Source organism: Clostridium magnum DSM 2767 (genome assembly GCF_001623875.1).
Taxonomy (GTDB): domain Bacteria; phylum Bacillota; class Clostridia; order Clostridiales; family Clostridiaceae; genus Clostridium_AM; species Clostridium_AM magnum.
In genome coordinates, this window is record NZ_LWAE01000008.1 from 56,089 (window position 1) to 74,667 (window position 18,579).

The window sequence follows — 18,579 nt, forward strand, 5'->3', positions numbered from 1 at the left end:
TTTTAAGTTAATTTAAAAACAATCAGTAAAAAGAAGTACAATAATGTAACATATGTTACTGCATTTATATATGTATTTTATTATAATAAGTATATCAAAACAAGGGGAGGAATTTAATATGATAAGAAAAATTGTTGATATAGATAAAGAAAAATGTAATGGATGTGGTTTATGCGTTCATACCTGTCATGAAGGTGCTATAGAGTTAGTAGAAGGTAAAGCAATTCTTATAAGTGATGAATATTGCGATGGACTTGGAGATTGCCTGCCAGAATGTCCTACTGGAGCAATAAAAATTATTGAAAGAGAAAGTGCGGAATATAACGAAGAGCTAGTAATGAAAAAAATGGCCGAAAGAAAGAAATCTCTTGAAAATGATACATTACCTTGTGGATGCCCGGGAACAGCTGCAAAAAAAATAGAAAGAAAGCCTCTAAATGTAGTCTCAGCTATCAAAGCGAAACAGAAGAATAATATGGAAGATGTGTTAACATCAGAATTAAGACAGTGGCCAGTTCAATTAAAACTTATAAATCCTAAGGCGGCTTATCTTCAAGGTGCGAACCTGCTAATTGCAGCAGATTGTACTGCTTATGCTTATGCAGACTTCCATAGAGAATTTATTAAAGATCATATTACAGTTATAGGTTGTCCTAAATTAGATGATATACAATATTATGAAGAAAAACTTACAGAAATCATTAAAAATAATGATTTAAAGAGCATAACTGTAGTTAGAATGGAAGTGCCTTGCTGCTCTGGGATTGTTAATGCAGTAAAAAAAGCAATGTTAAATGCACAGATAATTGTATCATATAAAGAAGTCACAGTAACTACTGATGGAAGTTTAATATAAATATTATGATAAATAAGGCCTGTATTCTTTTGATAGAATGCAGGTTTTTGTCATCTTACAGATCCATGTTGATTTTTTTATCCGACCTCATATGAATATTAGATATTTAAGTAATTACGCATATAATATTTTCAATATCTATAAATTGTAAAATATTACCTGAAATATTAAAGTATAGATGTAATTATAGAGGGAAATATATTTTTGTGATTAATTATCAAGTTTAGGGAGGAAAATATACATGGATGAAAAAAATAAAGAAATTTTAAAAAGCTTTAGTGAAAAAAAGACCGATACAGAAGTTGCAAGAGAATTAAATACTGTTAAGAATCAGCAGGATTCTTTGGAACACACACTAAATGAAATTAAATCAACATTAGGAAGCACTTTAACCAGAAAAAGCTCTCCTATGAATCAAGGACAATCACAAAGTCAAGGTCAAAGTAACCAACAGATTTCAAGTGAGCTTACAAATGAGATACAAGGACTTAGAAGTCGTGCTCAACAACAACAACAACAAGTTCAGCAACAATTACAATCCTCCATTCAACAGGCTATGCAGGCTCTAAGCCAGGCTAATGAGCAAATACAAGCAAATTATGCGCTTGCACAAACTAATCAACTTATAGATCAGGTTCAAAGTCAATTGAGTCAAATGAGTCAACAAGCTCAGCAAGGTCAACAAGGCCAAATGGGCCAACAAGGTCAAATGGGTCAAATGGGCCAACAAGGTCAAATGGGTCAACAAGGCCAAATGGGCCAACAGAATCAACAAGGTCAGATGGGCCAACAAGGAATGCAAGGATTCCAATATCATCAAGGACATAGAGGACACTAAAAAATAAGTAAAGATAAAGGGTTGTTGATATACTATATTTCAACAACCCTTTATTTTAAGTGACAACATATAAATTAATTAATCATAATTTATACAAACTGTTTTTCAAAGCTGCCATATACAATAGGTTTATAGTTTTGCACCATAATTTTACCTTTACATATCACCATATGTACATTTAACTTCTCATCCATTAAAATTAAATCAGCGTCATACCCTTCTGAAATTCGTCCTTTGTTTTTTAGTTTTAAACGTCTAGCTGGAGAAGATGTGAAAGGAATTAACGTCTCTTCCACGGATATTTCTTTGTCTAATATACATTCTTTGATTACATCCATATTAGTAGATGGAAGGCCAGTTGTAAGTTTTAAAAGTTTTCCGGTTTTATCGAATATAGGCATACTTCCGCCAGCATCTGAGCTCATAGTTATGTTATATGGAGAGATACCGTCATTTAACATTGCTTTATAAACCTCAGCAGCATTTACAGCATCATCCCCTTCATTTTTTATTCCTGTAGTTATATCTATAAATCCACCATTTTTAGCATATTCAATAGATTGCTTATATACAATGCTATTTCTATTAATATGAGTGGGAAGTAAATTATCAACTGGAATTTCGGAATTGTTTACAATATCTAGTACAGGCGTTAGTCCTTTTTTTCCATCGCCAATATGTATATGTAAAATTCCACATTTGCCAGATATCATACCTCCCACTCTAGATTCACTTGCTAAGTGAATTAGATCAGCCTCTGACGGATGGCTTCCTCTGTGGTCTGATATAGCAATTTCTCCAACTCCTAATATTTTATCTACAAGGATTATATCATTTCTTGCACTGTCTGTTATTGTTCTAGTAGGCATTTCATAGCATCCAGTCCAGCAGTAGGTTGAGATACCTTCTTCTTCTAGAGATCTAGCTTTTGCTAAAAGGTTACCCATGCTTCTAGTAGTTCCGTCGGTGCCAAGAAGACCAACACAGGTAGTAATACCATTAAGTGTAAAGTTAGTTAGGGAAAGCTCAGGAACTCTTGTGGTAAATCCTCCTTCGCCACCACCGCCAGTTATATGAACATGTAAATCAATTATCCCTGGAACAGCAGTCAAACCAGTTCCGTCAATTACTTCTATTTCCGGAAAGTTTTTATTCGGCACATCTATTTTGGGGGATATATATACTATTTTGTCAAAGCACAATAATATGTCTTTCTTACCTAAAGATTCAGGTGCGAAAATTTCGATATTTTTTATTAAAAGCACCAAATCATCTCCTTTCTAATATTAGTATAGTTAAATGAAGGTAGCTTTTATGCAACTAAGAACAGTATCTTATAATTACTTATTATAAGACGTATATCTAAATTTAAGTTTTACTTAATACTATAATGCTGAAAAGTTTGAATCTGGTCTGTATTAGATAAGTTCTTTATGATAAAATATATATCAGACTAAAAGTTTAATAGATATTTTATCCGATGACTACCCGCTCTAATACTCCCATCTTTTCCAAAGTGGGAGTAAAGAGCGGCTACGTCCCTGGATTCGTTCAACTAAGAATCAGATGGGGTTTGAAACCCCATCCGATTCAAGTTTACACTTCATTAGCATAAAGGGAGAGAATGGAATGTTTTTTATTGGAGTATTTGGAGTAGAAGATAAACAGAAGGAAATTAAGACTATAAAAAACTTGTCCTGTAAAAATTGTGATGGTTTCTCTGGACTTACTTTATTTAAACAATATACTTTTTTTCATTTATTTTTCATACCACTTTTTAAATGGAATATAAGATATTATTTAGTTTGCAACACTTGTAATATTTTATATGAGATATCAAAAGAAAAGGGAGTGAGAATAGAACAGGGAGATGATACAGCAATAACTTACTGGTATTTAAAGACTGAAGAAGCGCAATATCCTGCAGATTATCATTATAATAATAAATGTAAAAACTGTGGAAAGGTTATTGATATTCAATTTGAGTATTGCCCACATTGTGGAAAAAAGATAAAATAATGTAGAAAAAATAAAAAAATAATCTTTTTATAATATTTAAGATAAAAAGATGTTGACATATTAGATGAAATATTGTATTATACTAATTGTGTTCAGCAGAAAAGACTAAGAATAAATGGCCCATTGGTCAAGCGGTCAAGACACCACCCTTTCACGGTGGTAACAGGAGTTCGATTCTCCTATGGGTCACCATTAAATATCAAAATCATAGTTGTATTGTTGGACATATATATAACGACTTGTAACTGTTAGAATAAAAGTTTCTTTTGTTGAAGATACAGCTAAAATTGAATATGGCCCCTTGGTCAAGCGGTCAAGACACCACCCTTTCACGGTGGTAACAGGGGTTCGATTCCCCTAGGGGTCACCATCAAATAGCGTAAACACTTAGTGTCTACGCTATTTTTACATGTGTTAACAGCCTCTATTACCATCTTTAGGTATAACATTAAAACCATTGCCGAAAATTCCTTTTTTATAGACTATTTTAAAACCATCAAATAAATGAGATATATCTGGTTCTACTGCAAATCTTACATTGTCTACAGTAAAAACTTCGTCATCAGCCTGTGGCTCATCCAGAGCAGCACCAAGTAGTGGACCTCCTCAACCAATGCCTTTAATGTTAAGTCTAACTGAAGATTTGTTTTGTTTTTCTAAGCTTTCTAACAAAGCTTTTTTTGTATTTTCATCAAATGAAATATTCATATTGAAACCTCCTATACTTATATCAGGAAACTTTATTTTTATATTTACTATATTATTTAATCTTCCACAAGTGAATAATAATATTTGAAGAAAATCTTTAAATCAGTTCCTAATTTAGGGATATGAAGTTTAATTTGAAACTTAAAATATTAAATATTAATAATAGTTATGTTGTAAAATGGACATAATCAATAGTAAAGTAAGAAGTTAAATCAGATGAGAGTATTATAATGGATAGTCCTGAGGTAAATTGAACTGTACATTAGGGGAAGTAATTTTTTAATAAACGAAAGATGGTATAAGGATTTTAGAGAAAGGAGAATTTATTTTGAAGGATATATATATTAAAGATGTCAAAGAACTGAAGTCCTTTGACAAGATAGATTTAACCTTTATGATAATGAAAAAACTTTATCGTGATGGCATAAAAACTGTGGCCATAATAGGAGATAAAAGTGGGGATTTGAAGACATCTATAGAAGATCCAGAAAACGTACTTAAAGTAGGTGATGTGTTAAAAGTAAAGACAGCTCCATCAAATATACTTGAAATTAAAAGATTTGAAAAAGTAAAAAGTTTTTCTATGGATGATTTCCTTCCACATGTGGAGAAAAAAATAGAGGATATTATGAAAGAACTGGATGAAATGTCTCAAGCTGAATTTAAAAGCAAAGAAGCTATAGCATTGAATGATTATTTCTTTAATAATAAAGAATTCTTAGATAAATTTAAAAAAGGCATAGGTGGAGTAAGTCAGCATCATAACTATATAGGTGGCCTAGCAGAACATACTTTAAACGTCATGTATATTGCAAAAATGTTAGCCTATAGATACAATGCAAGGAATAAAGAAATAGCTATACTTGCTGCTAAGTTGCATGATATAGGGAAAACTGTAGAATACTTTGTAGATGGACCCTTTTCTTTTACATTAGAGGGTGAGATGGAGGGGCATATTGTAATAGGTGTACAAATGGTAGATGAAGCTTTCAAAGCTCAATCGGATTTATATAATGAAGATTTCAAAGCAAGGATAAAGGGATGCATAGTTCAACATCATGGCAAGCTTGAATATGGTTCACCAAAGAAACCTAATACAGAAGAAGCGCATATTGTAAATTTAGCAGATCAAGCAGATGCATTTTTGAATAAAATAACTCAGATCAAAAAAGGTGCTGAACCTAACACGTGGTCCGATTATGATAGAAGGATTGAGGGAAAAATATATATTTAGTAATGTGTGAGAGATAATAAAGATAAAAGTCTATAACTCAGAAAACAGGTTATAGGCTTTTATTTTCCGTATTATAAATAAAAGATACTTTAGTGAAATAAATAATTATTTATTTCATCAAATTTTAATTGATTGCAATAGCATCTATTATCAAATACAGGCATATTACAACAATTATTTGCTTTATTTTAGGCTTTTTGTTATACTAAAGTGAATTTTGGAGGCTAGATTAATAGAAGAAGGAGAGGTTATGATGATTGAAAAAAAGATATTTAGTAGCAAAAACACCAAATACTATTATGTAATCCAATATTTACAGCTAATAACTGGATGTTTAATAACTGCTGTAGGATTTAACGTATTTCTGAAACCTAATCAAATAGCTTCTGGTGGAATGGTGGGAATATCTCTAATTGTAAAGGAGTTATTTAATATAGAGCCTGCTATTACCCAATGGGGTGGAAATATTGCATTGTTTTTTGTAGGCCTATTTTTATTGGGAAAAAAATATACATTAAGAACTGCTTTTGGTTCTCTTGTTTTACCTTTACTTATATTCTTTACAAGAGATTTGCATGCAGTTACTTTAAATCCTTTATTAGGCTCTATATATGGTGGATTGCTAGCAGGGATAGGACTTGGGTTGGTTTTTAAAAGCGATGGTTCTACAGGAGGGACTTCAATTATAGCTAGTATTATTAATAAATATGCAGGAATAAGTCTTGGCAATTCTCAAGGATTAATAGACGCTTCTGCAATTATTGCCGCTGCCTTCGTATTTGATGGAGAAAAAGCTTTATATGCAATTATATCTTTATTTATAACTACTAAGGCTATTGATCTGGTACAATTAGGTTTCAGCGGATCAAAGGTTGCCTTTGTGGTATCAAATAAATCAGAAATTATAAAAGAGTATATTATAAAGAATTTAGATAGAGGAGTTACAAAGCTGTCTGGGTTTGGAGGCTATACTGAAGAAGAACGTACAATTTTAATGGTAGTTATGGACAAATCCGAAGTTAACAGGTTTAAAGATTTAGTAAAGAATATAGATCATAGTGCATTTATAATAATTAGTGATACCCATGAAGTTTTGGGACAAGGTTTTAACTTGAATAGAGAAGTTAAATGATGCAAGAAAGAGGGGCGAAAACAGCCCTCTTTTATTCGACATTTTTTGAGGTGATATAGAACATATGCAATTAGTCAAGCAACATATAATTATTGTAGTTTTTTTATAAATAATATTCAATTTTAGTTTAACTTATCAGTGTTTATAAAATAAGTGTTCTAAGAAAACACAATGTTCTAAAAATGACCGGAGTTTTTTTGAGAATTTGTACGAAAAATGAGCAAAAAATAATTTTCACTAAATAAGAATCTAGAAAATTCTATATTCTTATTAATGGCATGTTTTTTGCTAATTGTATAATAATATAAAATATAATCAAAAAACCTCCCATGTAGGAGGATGAGAATGATGAAAATTTTGCTTGTAGAAGATGCAGTTGGAATGATATTAGCACATGATATGACTGAAATCGTTCCAGGAAAATCTAAGGGGGCTGCCTTTAAGAAAGTTAAAAGTAGGTATTGTAACTAAAGGAAATGAAGTTTTTTATGAAAGAATTGAAGATAAATCTGGAGCCAATATCGTTTCTTATGGTGCACCTACTCTATTAGGAACTATGTTTTTACTTTCATACATAGGAAATATACATGGTGAATTATTGACAGCACTTTGTAATGCGCCTGATCCAAAAGATGGTCAAGGAAATTCAAATTGTCTCCCTAAAGGAATCAGAAACAAGCAATTTTTATAATTGTATTGTATTGTATCATCCCAAGATATCTGATTCCTTTTTTATTTCGGCATTTTTTTCGACATTATTTTCGAGAAATATATGACATACACAATTAATAAAATAGTATATAATGTTTTAAACTATCTATAAAATTTTTGTTTTTTTTAATATATACTGTTCGAATTTAATTAAAAATTTCATTGTTTATAAAGTAAATGTTCAAAAAATAGACAGTGCTCAAAAAATGAACGGAGGTTTTTCAGTAAAATGTATAAAAAATGAGCACAAAATAACATGTCATTAAATAAGAATATTGAAAATTCTATATTCTTATTAATGGCATGTTTTTTGCTAATTATATAATAATATAAAATATAAACAAAAAAACCTGTGATGTAGAGAGGATGAGAAGAATGAAAATTTTACCTGTAGAAGATGCAGTTGGAATGATTCTGGCACATGATATGACTGAAATCGTTCCCGGAAAATCTAGTGGGGCTGCTTTTAAAAAAGGACATGTTATAAAAAAAGAAGATATACCAAGACTTCTTAATATGGGGAAAGAACATATTTATATCATGGAATTTAAAGCAGGAGACGTACATGAAAATGAGGCAGCTATTAGAATGGCTAAAGCTGCGGCAGGTCAGGGGATAGAATTCTCTGGGCCATCAGAAGGAAAGGTTAGTCTATCTTCAAAGTATCCAGGATTACTAAAAGTAAATTTTAAAGCCTTGGCTGAAATAAATAGTATTGATGAAGCTATGTTTGCTACTCTTCATACAAATCAATTTATAAATGAAAATACTAAAATTGCGGGTACTAGAATAATACCATTAGTTATAGATGAGGAAAAAGTAAAGGTTGTAGAAGAGATATGCAAAATTAATTATCCTATAATAGAGGTTAAGCCTTTAAAAAAGTTAAAAATAGGTATTGTAACTACAGGAAATGAAGTTTTCTATAAAAGAATTGAGGATAAATTTGGACCAGTTATTGAAAAAAAATTTAAAGAGTTAGGCTGTAGTGTAATAAAACAAATATTTTCAAAAGATGATGCTGATATGATTGCAGAATCTATAAAAACACTTATAGATGAAGGTGCAGATATAATTACTACTACTGGGGGGATGTCTGTAGATCCTGATGATGTAACCCCTACAGGTATAAGAAAATCTGGAGCAAATATTATTTCCTATGGAGCACCTACTCTACCAGGCGCTATGTTTTTACTTTCATATATAGATAATATACCAGTTTTAGGACTGCCAGGATGTGTTATGTATAATGACAGAACAATTTTTGATTTAGTAGTTCCAAGACTTGTGGCTGGAGAAATAGTAACAAAGCAAGATATTGTGAAGTTAGGACATGGTGGATTATGTACTGGGTGTGAAACTTGCAGATATCCAAACTGCGGTTTTGGTAAAGGTGGATTGTATTAAAAATTTACTAATTATGATAATATCTTGTTTCATTCTTTTGTTTTAATTGGAAATTTTGAGTTTAAAAGTCAATGATTTACCTTAAAATTTAGGGAAGAAACGAGTTATTTATATAAAAAACATCTAAAATAAAGGGGGAATATGAATATGATTAAAAAGTATTTAATTGTTAATGGGATTGAAAAAATGGTTGTAGCAGACCCAGAAACATCTTTAGCAACTGTTTTAAGAAAAAACTTGCTTCTTACTGGTACTAAAGTAGGATGCGGAAAAGGGGAATGTGGTACTTGTACAGTAATTTTAGATGGCAAGGTTGTAAGATCTTGTATAACTAGACTTAAGAGAGTTCCTGATTATGCACAAATTACAACAGTAGAAGGAATTGGAGGCGTTAACAACCTTCATCCAATACAATTAGCATGGGCAGCAGTTGGTGCAGCACAATGTGGATTCTGTACTCCAGGATTCATAGTTTCAACTAAAGCATTACTAGATGAGAACATAAATCCAACAAGAGAAGAGGTTAGAGCTTGGTTCCAAAAAAATAGAAATTTATGTAGATGTACAGGATATAAGCCATTAGTTGATGCAGCTATGCTAGCAGCAAAATTAATGCGTGGAGAAGTAACAAAAGAAGATATATGGTACAAACTTCCAGAGGGAGCAAGTTTATTAGGTTCAGATGCTGTACGTCCTACTGCTATTAGAAAAGTAACAGGAACTTGGGACTTTGGAGCAGACTTAGGATTAAGACTTCCATACGATATGTTACACATGAAACTAGTACAAGCTAAAGTATCTCATGCAAACATATTATCCATAGATACTGCAGAAGCAGAAAAAATGCCTGGAGTTTACAGAGTTTTAACATATAAAGATGTACCTGGTACAAATAGAATAAATGGATTGGCTTTCCCTTCAAATAAAGGTGATGGATTAGAAAGACCTATATTATGTGATAAAAAGATTTTCCAATTTGGTGATGCAATAGCTATGGTACTTGCAGATACACCAGAGCACGCAGAAGCAGCAGTAGAAAAAGTAAAAGTTGAAATAGAACAACTTCCAGAATATATGAGCGCGCCAGCAGCTATGGCTGAAGATGCAATGGAAATTCACCCTGGAACACCAAATATTTATTTTGAATGTGGTACTATAAAAGGTGAAGATACAAAACCTTTAATGGATACATTAGAATATGTAGTTGAAGATGATTCATATGTAGGAAGACAACCACACCTTCCACTAGAACCAGACGTTGGATTTGCATATATTAATGAAGATGGAAAATTAATTGTACATTCAAAGAGTATAGGTTTACACCTTCACGCTGCAATGGTAGCAGATGGTATCGGTGTTAAATTAGATGACTTAAAGATAGTTCAAAATCCTACTGGAGGTACTTTCGGATATAAATTCAGTCCAACTATGGAAGGCCTTCTAGGAGTAGCTGCATTAGTAACAAAGAAAGTTGTATACTTAGAATTCAACATGTTCCAACAAATAACTTACACTGGAAAGAGATCACCTTTCTTTATGCATCTTAAATTAGGTGCTGATAAGAATGGTAAATTCCAAGCATTAGAAACAGATTGGTCATGTGACCATGGTCCATATTGTGAATTTGGTGACCTTGTAACTACTAGAGGTTCACAATTCATGGGAGCAGGATATGGCATTGCAAATATAAGAGGAGCTGGAAGAACTGTTGCTACAAACCACGCTTGGGGTTCAGCATTCAGAGGATACGGTTCACCACAAAGTTTATTTGCTTCAGAAGTTTTAGTAGATAAATTAGCTAAGAAAATGGGTGTAGATCCTCTTGAACTAAGATACAAGAACGTTTATAGAGAAGGAGATAAGACTCCTACTGGTTGTGATCCAGATGTAATCTGTTTACCAGGTCTGATTGAAAAAATAATGCCAAAGTATAAGGCTGCTAAAGCAACTGCTGCAGAGAAAAATGCTAAGGGCGGAAATATGAAATATGGAGTAGGAACTTCCTTATTAATTTATGGTTGTGGTCTTGATGGTCCAGATACTTCACATGCATGGGCAGAGTTAACTGCAACAGGAGTTACTATAGGAAACTCTTGGCAAGATCATGGTCAAGGAGCTGACATGGGAACTTTAACTATAGCTCATGAAACTCTAAAACCAATAAAAATAACTCCAGAACAAATTAAATTAATTATGAATGATATGGAATTTACTCCAGACAGTGGTCCTTCAGGTGGAAGCCGTTCTAACGTTTTAACAGGAAATGCTACTAGAGTGGCTTGTGAAAACTTATTAGCAGCTATGAAAAAAGCTGATGGTACTTACATGACTTATGATGAAATGGTAGCTGCAGGTAAAGAATTAAAATACCCTGGTTCATGGACAGCACCTTGTACAGCTCCTGATCCAGCAACTGGTCAAGGAAATCCATTCCCAACTTATATGTATGGTGTTCTACTTTCAGAAGTAGAAGTTGATACTACTACAGGAAAAGTTAAAGTAGAAAAATTAACTATAGCAGCTGATATAGGAACTATAGTAAACAAATTACTATGTGATGGACAAATATATGGTGGATTAGTTCAAGGTATAGGACTCGCTTTAAGCGAAGATTTTGAAGACTTAAAGAAACACACTACACTTACAGGTTGTGGAATACCACAAATTAAAGATGTACCTGATGATATAGAAATAATTTACCAAGAAACTGCAAGACCAAACGGTCCTTATGGTGCTTCAGGTAACGGTGAAATGCCATTATCAGCACCTCATGCTTCAATAATTAATGCAATTTATGATGCTACTGGAGCGCAAATAACACACTTACCTGCACGTCCAGAAAAAGTTTTAGCAGCAATTCAAGCATTAAAATAATAGTAGTAAAAATAGTAAATTGTAAATTAGTTTAAATTATCTTCCTAAAGGAATCAGAAATAAGCAATTTTTATAATTGTGGAGTATCATCTAAAATTTCTGGTTCCTTTTTATTCCATAGAGAATTATGAAGTGAAACTTGAATCAGGTTGGGTTTACAACCCTATCTGATTCTTAGTTGAATGAATCTAGAGATCTAGCTGATCTTTACTCACGTTTTGAGAAGATGGGAGTATTAGAGCGGATAGTAATAGGATAAATAAAAAAATGTGGGCAGATTAATAAATAATTTATTAATTGGATTCTTTATTTGACGGAGGAGAGATTATATGGATTTAAATAAATTATTAAGTAAGCAGGATTTATGTATTGAAGATAAACCTTCAGCCTGCATAGCGGCTTGCCCTATACACATGGATATAAAAACTTTTATTGAAGAAATAGAAAAATCAGATTTTAAAAAAGCCTATAAAGTTATGGCTAAAAAAATGCCTTTTATGAGGATAATAGGCAGAATATGTGATCATCCTTGTGAAAATGCCTGTGTAAGAAATAAATTAGGAGGAGCTGTAAATATACATGAACTAGAAAAGGCTGTAGTTAAACTAGGCTTTTCTTCCAATAAGAGGACTATTCCTATTCCTAAAAATGGAAAAAAAGTTGCGGTAGTAGGTGCTGGAATAAGTGGTATTACAGCTGCTTATGACTTGGATAAAAAGGGTTATGAAGTGACTATCTATGAAAAAAGTGAAAAAGTAGGAGGAAGGCTATGGGATTTTGAAGGAAAGCAGCTTTCAAAGGAACTCATAGAAGAAGAACTACAGGTAATAAATAAAGGAAATATAAAAAAAAATTTAAATCATCCCGTGGATTTAGTAGAATTAGAGAAAATATTAGGTATGTATGATGCAGTTTTTATAGGGACTGGTAGTTGGGAAGAAGAATTAAAGGTAAATACTGAAACTTTTCAGGTAGGAGATACTGCACTATTTGCAGGTGGAAGAATTGTTAATAAGAACAATTCAGTTATATTTTCTGTAAGCTCAGGAAGAAGAGCCGTGGTATCTATTGATAGGTATCTTCAAAAAGTTTCTCTTACAGCAGCAAGGGAAAATGAAGGAGCTTATGAAACACCTTTGAAACTTAAATTAGATAATATAGAAAGTATAGAAGCAATTAAAAAAGCTTCTTTAGAATATAATGAACAGGAAGCAATTAAAGAGGCAACTAGATGCATAAAATGTCAATGTACGGAGTGTGTAAAGGCCTGTGCTCATTTAAAAAAATTTGATATTAAGCCTAAAAGATATATAAGGGTGATAAATCATAATGAATCTGTAATATTAGGTGATCACTACGGAAATAAAATGATTAACTCTTGTACTAACTGCGGACTTTGTGGGGAAGTTTGTCCTTCTAGTTTAAATATGAGTGATATAATACACGAAACTCGTGAAAGCATGGTAGAAAGGGAAAAGATGCCTATATCTGCCCATGATTTTGCATTGAAAGATATGGAATTCAGTAATGGTAAATATTTTTCTATGGTAAAAAATCAGCCAGGATATGAGAAAGTTAAATATGTGTTTTATCCAGGATGTCAGCTGCCAGCCTCTTCTCCTGAATATATTGGTAAAATATACAAAGATCTTATGGAGAATATTGAAGGTGGAGTTGGAATAATGTTAGGTTGCTGTGGTGCACCAGCAGATTGGGCAGGAAGACAGGACTTGATGCAAAAAAATATAGAAGATATAATAAGTAAATGGAATAGCATGGATAAGCCAACCTTTATTTTAGCTTGTTCCAGCTGCTGTAGTATATTTGAAAAATATATGCCAGGTATAAATTTCATTTCCCTATGGGAAGTAATGGATAAATATGATCTTCCTGGTGACAATAAAATAAAAGAAAACAATATTTTAAACGTACACGATGCTTGTACCACTAGATATAATGATAAGATTCATGAAAGTATAAGAAATATAGCAGTTAAGTTAGGATATAAAATAGAAGAACTTAAATTTACAAAAGAAAAAACTAAATGTTGTGGTTACGGTGGACTTGTGTATTTTGCTAATAGGGAGCAATCTCAGGAATTTATAAAAGATAGGGTACAGGAAAGCAGTTCTGATTACTTAGTTTACTGCTCAATGTGTAAAGATTTGTTTATATCTGAAGGAAAGAAGACTTTTCACATTTTAGATTTAATCTATAGTGAAAATTTAGAAGAAGTAGCTTTAAGAAAGGCTCCTACTTTATCGAAAAGACATGAAAATAGAACTCATGTTAAAATTAATTTATTAAAGGATTTGTGGAGTGAAGAAATGAAAGATTTGAAAACAGATTATGGTTTAAAATTAATTATATCTGATAGTGTACAAAATAAAATGGAAGAAAGATTAATTCTTCAAGAAGATTTAGAAAAGGCTCTTTTTAATGCTCAGAAAAATAAACAAAGATTTCGCAATCCAGAGAACTCACACTATTTAACAAGGATGAAAATTATTAATGTAACCTATTGGGTAGAATATGAGGAAAAGGATGATGAATTAATTGTCCATAGTGTTTATAGCCACAGAATGGAAGTAGTGGAGGGATAGTTATGAGAGTCGTTAAAGATGAAAAAACTCCTTGGATTTGCGATAAATGTAATAAGGAGCTACAGGTTAAGCTCACAAAGGTTGTTTATCTTGGAGGAACATTTGAGGTAGAGCTTATGCAGTGTCCTCAGTGTAAAATGGTATTAATAGATGAAGATTTAGCACTAGGAAAAATGCTTGAGGTAGAAAAAAGTCTGGAGGATAAATAATGAAGTGCTGTAATGCTTACGAAAGTAAACACATGCGAGATGTTACAGGAATAACTTTAAGACCTGGAAAATTTATTTTAACGGATAAAGCTGTTGAATTCTGTAAATTTTCTTCTAAGGATTTTATAATGGATTTAGGCAGTGGTATGGGGGCCACGGTTAATTATCTTCATGAAAAGCATGGAATAAAAGCTGTAGGAGTAGATCCATCTGAAAAATTAATAGATATTGGCGTTAGTAAATATAAGAATATAAATTTAGTTAAAGGAAAGGGGGAACAAATCCCTTTTCCAGATGAAAGTTTTAATGGAGTCTTTGCAGAGTGCACGATGTCTCTTATGGATGATGCCAATTTAGTTATTGAAGAAGTATCTAGAGTTCTAAAAAAAGATGGTTGGTTTGTTATTACAGATGTATATGCTAAAAATCCTCAATTTACAAATAAGCTCAATGCACTTTCCGTTAATAGTTGTATGCGAGGACTTCATAATTTAGAATTATTACAAGAGTCCTTAGTAAAAGGCGGGTTTAAGATAATGTTTTTAGAGGATTGCAGTGATATGTTAAAGGAACTTATGGTTAAGGTAATATTTTCTTATGGTTCTATGAGTGTATTTTGGAATAAGACTACTGAATGCTCCTTGGATGGGCAAGAATTTCATAAGATACTTAAGTTATGTAAACCAGGATATTTTATTATGATAGCTAGGAAAGGGGATGGAAACTTTGAATGATACAGCTTTTCGTATATTTAAATTAGCTTCAGCGGGATTTTGCTGTACCCAAATAATGTTAAAGCTGGCTTTAGAGGACGAGGAAAAAGAAAATATAGATTTGATTAGAGCTGTGAATGGATTATGTGCAGGTATAGGTTATACTAAAAAAACCTGTGGAGTTCTTACTGGAGGAATAGCAATTTTAGGACTTTATGCTGGCAAGGGAGAGGCAAGAGAGCTTTATAAGGAAAACTATAATGCCATGATGAAGGAATATATGGATTGGTTTGAGGAAGAGTTTGAAAGTACAGAATGTGGGGACATAATAGGAATTCAAAGCATAAGTGATGATGCAGGAAATATAACCTATCCAGTAAAATGTGGGGACATAATACAAAAGAGTTATGAAAAAATACAAGAGATATTATTCAAAAATGGATATGAGTACGGGGACCGAGATTAGTTATGAAAAAAGTAATTTCTAAAACTGAGAGTCTATGTCCCTACTGCATGAAAAAAATTGATGCTGAAAAAATTTTAGAAGATAACAAAGTATATATGGAAAAGTATTGTCCAGAGCATGGACAATTTAAGACTATTATATGGAGTGGAAATACTCCTATGGAGAGTTGGGTCAGAAATAAAGAAAGAGCTCATATAAAAAATCCTGGCACTTCTGTTGAAAAAGGCTGTCCTTTTGACTGTGGGCTCTGTAGTGAGCATAGGCAGCATACCTGTACAGCACTAATAGAAGTTACACAAAGATGTAATTTAAAGTGTAGCTTTTGTTTTGCTGATTCTTCTGCCACTAATGAAGGAGATCCTTCTGTAGAGAAAATAAAGTTTTTATATGAAGAAGTTCTAAAGCAATCTGGGAAATGTAATATTCAGTTATCTGGTGGAGAACCTACAGTTAGAGATGATTTGCCTCAAATAATAAGCTTAGGAAAAGAATTAGGGTTTGGTTTTATACAAGTAAATACAAATGGAATACGTATAGGACAGGATGCAGAGTATGCTAAAGAACTTAAAGCAGCAGGCTTAGATTCGATTTTTTTACAGTTTGATGGTACAAAGGATTACATATATAAAAAGCTAAGGGGAAGAGAACTGTTGGAATTAAAAATAAAAGCAGTAGAGAACTGTAATAAAGCGGGAATAGGTGTAGTATTAGTTCCAACTTTAGTACCAGGGATAAACGTAGATAACATAGGGAAAATAATAGATTTTGCACTGGACAATATAAGCACAGTAAGAGGCGTTCACTTTCAACCAGTAAGTTATTTCGGAAGAATTCCGGCGATTCCTAAGGATGAGGAGAGAATTACACTTCCTGAGGTTATGGATAACATACAAGAGCAAACTAGTGGAAAATTCAAAATATATAGTATGAAACCACCTGGTTGTGAAAATGCTTTATGCTCTTTCCATGGTAACTATATATATAAAAGCAAGGATGAACTAATAAGTATTACTAACAAGTCAAATAGTTGCTGCGGAAAAATTGAAAAGGCAGAAGAAGGAGCTAAAAAAGCAAAGGAATTTGTTTCAAAAAATTGGTCTGCTAGAAAATTAGATAACTTTGATGGCAAACTAAGGTCTAAAAAAGTGATGAATTGGGACGAAATATTATATAGTATAAAAAATTATTCCTTTAGTATTTCTGGTATGGCTTTTCAGGATGTATGGAATGTAGATTTAGAAAGAGTTAAGGATTGCTGTATTCATGTAGTGAGCACTGAGGGAAAACTTATACCTTTTTGTGCTTATAATATTACAGATGCAAAAGGAAATTATATTTATAGAAATTGCTATAATTAAAGGGAAATTTAGTTTGAGTTGCATTTTTATTAATATAAGTTAAAGTTAGGGATTCTTATTGTATGATAAGGGGAATTATAAAATGAAACTGACACCTATTGAGAAATGGATATTAGATAAAACTGGTATAGAAAAAAGAGATATAAAAGAGATAGAGAAATATCAATTAAATAAAATAAAAGAAGTTATAGAATATGCTAAAAAGTATAGTAATTTTTATAAGGAACTATTAGGGGATAATTACGAAAGTAGTATAAACTCTTTGGAGGACTTTGAAAAAATACCATTTACATTACCTCATCATATAAGGAATAGTCCCCTTAGTTTTTTATGTGTATCCCAGAAAGATATTGCCAGGGTGGTGACCTTAAGAAGCTCTGGCACAAGTGGTCAGGAAAAAAGAATATTTTTTACAGAGAAAGATTTACAGCTAACCATTGACTTTTTCAAGCATGGTATGAGCTGTTTAGTAGATAAAGGTGATAAGGTATTAGTGCTTTTGCCAGGGGAATCCTACGGAAGTATTGGGGATTTGCTAAAAAAAGCTTTAAAAGAAGTAGATATAGAATGTTATGTGCAAGGAGTTCTTACCAATACAAAAGATACTGCAAATTTAATACAGGATAAAGAAATAAGTTGTATTGTAGGAATTCCTATCCAGCTGCTTCATTTAAGCAGAGTAGAGAGTACAATATTCAAAAATAATATAAAAAGGGTTCTCTTAAGTACAGATTATGTGCCAGAAACCTTAATAAAAGAAATTACGGATAAATTTGGATGTCAGGTTTTCACCCACTATGGCATGACTGAAATGGGTTATGGTGGAGGCGTAGAATGCGAAGCCTTGAGTGGTTATCATATGAGAGATGCTGATTTGTACTTTGAGATAATAGATCCAATAACAGGGAAAAGGGTAGAAGATGGACAGCAGGGTGAAGTTGTATTTACAACACTTACAAGAGAAGGAATGCCTTTAATAAGATATAGAACTGGAGATATAGCTTCTTTTAGTTCAAAATCCTGCAGTTGTGGTACTTTTTTTAAAACAATGAATAGAGTAAGTGGAAGATTAGAAAACTCAATCATATTAGATGATAATATAATTATTCATATGAGAGATTTAGATGAGGTTATTTTTTCTTTTCCAGAAGTTATAAATTACAAAGTTTATATAAAAGATAAAAATGTGTTATTAATAAAATTATTTACATTAAATGAAGATCAGTTTTATAGTATATATAAGAAGATAATAGATGGTATTAGAAATATATCCTCATTAAAAGAGGGAATGAATAAGGGAATTATGAAAATTATACTAGAACACTCAAAGGAAAATATTCAAATAACTAACAGTATGGTAAAAAGAAAAATATGTCTAGTAACTAACGGCCAATAATTCTACAGCTTCACAAGAGGTGGAATAAGTAGCACCACGTTTCTAGATTCATTTA

At 32.1% G+C, this 18,579-nt stretch carries 15 protein-coding genes and 2 tRNA genes; 16 read left to right on the plus strand and 1 reads right to left on the minus strand.

Annotated features, from left to right (window positions below):
* Positions 1–118 precede the first annotated feature (118 nt).
* Together CLMAG_RS23815 and CLMAG_RS23820 are read left to right on the plus strand one after the other, a co-directional pair.
* Positions 119–856 carry an ATP-binding protein gene (locus CLMAG_RS23815; RefSeq protein ID WP_066628516.1) on the plus strand — a complete coding sequence of 246 codons (738 nt, stop codon included), beginning with the start codon at positions 119–121 and terminating at the stop codon, positions 854–856.
* Between the two features lie 241 nt (positions 857–1,097).
* Positions 1,098–1,694: a hypothetical protein gene (locus CLMAG_RS23820; RefSeq protein WP_066628519.1), complete on the plus strand. Its 597-nt coding sequence runs from the start codon at positions 1,098–1,100 to the stop codon at positions 1,692–1,694.
* Positions 1,695–1,783: 89 nt separating this feature from the next.
* Here CLMAG_RS23820 and iadA read toward each other — a convergent pair whose 3' ends face one another.
* Complete coding sequence (gene iadA / locus CLMAG_RS23825) at positions 1,784–2,959, minus strand: beta-aspartyl-peptidase (RefSeq protein ID WP_066628522.1); 1,176 nt, start codon at positions 2,957–2,959, stop codon at positions 1,784–1,786.
* Positions 2,960–3,323: 364 nt separating this feature from the next.
* Here iadA and CLMAG_RS23830 point away from each other — a divergent pair, with 364 nt between their 5' ends.
* The 14 genes from CLMAG_RS23830 to CLMAG_RS23890 all read left to right on the plus strand — a co-directional run bounded on the left by CLMAG_RS23830 (position 3,324) and on the right by CLMAG_RS23890 (position 18,524).
* Complete coding sequence (locus tag CLMAG_RS23830; protein WP_066628525.1) at positions 3,324–3,713, plus strand: zinc ribbon domain-containing protein; 390 nt, start codon at positions 3,324–3,326, stop codon at positions 3,711–3,713.
* 117 nt (positions 3,714–3,830) lie between these two features.
* Positions 3,831–3,905, plus strand: a tRNA-Glu gene (locus tag CLMAG_RS23835).
* Between the two features lie 103 nt (positions 3,906–4,008).
* A tRNA-Glu gene (locus tag CLMAG_RS23840) sits at positions 4,009–4,083 on the plus strand.
* Positions 4,084–4,749: 666 nt separating this feature from the next.
* Positions 4,750–5,655: an HD domain-containing protein gene (locus CLMAG_RS23845; RefSeq protein WP_066628529.1), complete on the plus strand. Its 906-nt coding sequence runs from the start codon at positions 4,750–4,752 to the stop codon at positions 5,653–5,655.
* A 250-nt stretch (positions 5,656–5,905) separates the two neighbouring features.
* Entirely contained in the window at positions 5,906–6,787 is an 882-nt protein-coding gene (locus tag CLMAG_RS23850) for a YitT family protein (RefSeq protein WP_242873124.1), read from the plus strand.
* A 345-nt stretch (positions 6,788–7,132) separates the two neighbouring features.
* Positions 7,133–7,258 (plus strand): hypothetical protein, encoded by a 126-nt coding sequence (locus CLMAG_RS34490; RefSeq protein WP_278331612.1) that lies wholly within the window; start codon positions 7,133–7,135, stop codon positions 7,256–7,258.
* Positions 7,259–7,873: 615 nt separating this feature from the next.
* A complete protein-coding gene (locus CLMAG_RS23855; protein ID WP_066628538.1) occupies positions 7,874–8,905 on the plus strand; it encodes a molybdopterin-binding protein in 1,032 nt (343 codons plus the stop codon).
* 147 nt (positions 8,906–9,052) lie between these two features.
* Positions 9,053–11,779: a molybdopterin-dependent aldehyde oxidoreductase gene (locus tag CLMAG_RS23860; RefSeq protein ID WP_066628540.1), complete on the plus strand. Its 2,727-nt coding sequence runs from the start codon at positions 9,053–9,055 to the stop codon at positions 11,777–11,779.
* A gap of 329 nt (positions 11,780–12,108) precedes the next feature.
* Positions 12,109–14,382 (plus strand): pyridine nucleotide-disulfide oxidoreductase/dicluster-binding protein, encoded by a 2,274-nt coding sequence (locus tag CLMAG_RS23865; RefSeq protein ID WP_066628542.1) that lies wholly within the window; start codon positions 12,109–12,111, stop codon positions 14,380–14,382.
* 2 nt (positions 14,383–14,384) lie between these two features.
* On the plus strand, positions 14,385–14,591 hold the full coding sequence (locus tag CLMAG_RS23870) for a DVU_1557 family redox protein (RefSeq protein ID WP_066628545.1): 207 nt from the start codon (positions 14,385–14,387) through the stop codon (positions 14,589–14,591).
* A complete protein-coding gene (trsM, locus tag CLMAG_RS23875; protein WP_066628548.1) occupies positions 14,591–15,325 on the plus strand; it encodes a DVU_1556 family methyltransferase in 735 nt (244 codons plus the stop codon). The genes CLMAG_RS23870 and trsM overlap by 1 nt, the downstream gene beginning before the upstream one ends.
* On the plus strand, positions 15,318–15,770 hold the full coding sequence (locus CLMAG_RS23880) for a DVU_1555 family C-GCAxxG-C-C protein (RefSeq protein ID WP_066628551.1): 453 nt from the start codon (positions 15,318–15,320) through the stop codon (positions 15,768–15,770). The genes trsM and CLMAG_RS23880 overlap by 8 nt, the downstream gene beginning before the upstream one ends.
* Before the next feature lie 2 nt (positions 15,771–15,772).
* On the plus strand, positions 15,773–17,128 hold the full coding sequence (gene trsS / locus CLMAG_RS23885; RefSeq protein ID WP_066628563.1) for a radical SAM (seleno)protein TrsS: 1,356 nt from the start codon (positions 15,773–15,775) through the stop codon (positions 17,126–17,128).
* A gap of 82 nt (positions 17,129–17,210) precedes the next feature.
* Complete coding sequence (locus CLMAG_RS23890) at positions 17,211–18,524, plus strand: DVU_1553 family AMP-dependent CoA ligase (protein WP_066628566.1); 1,314 nt, start codon at positions 17,211–17,213, stop codon at positions 18,522–18,524.
* Positions 18,525–18,579 lie beyond the last annotated feature (55 nt).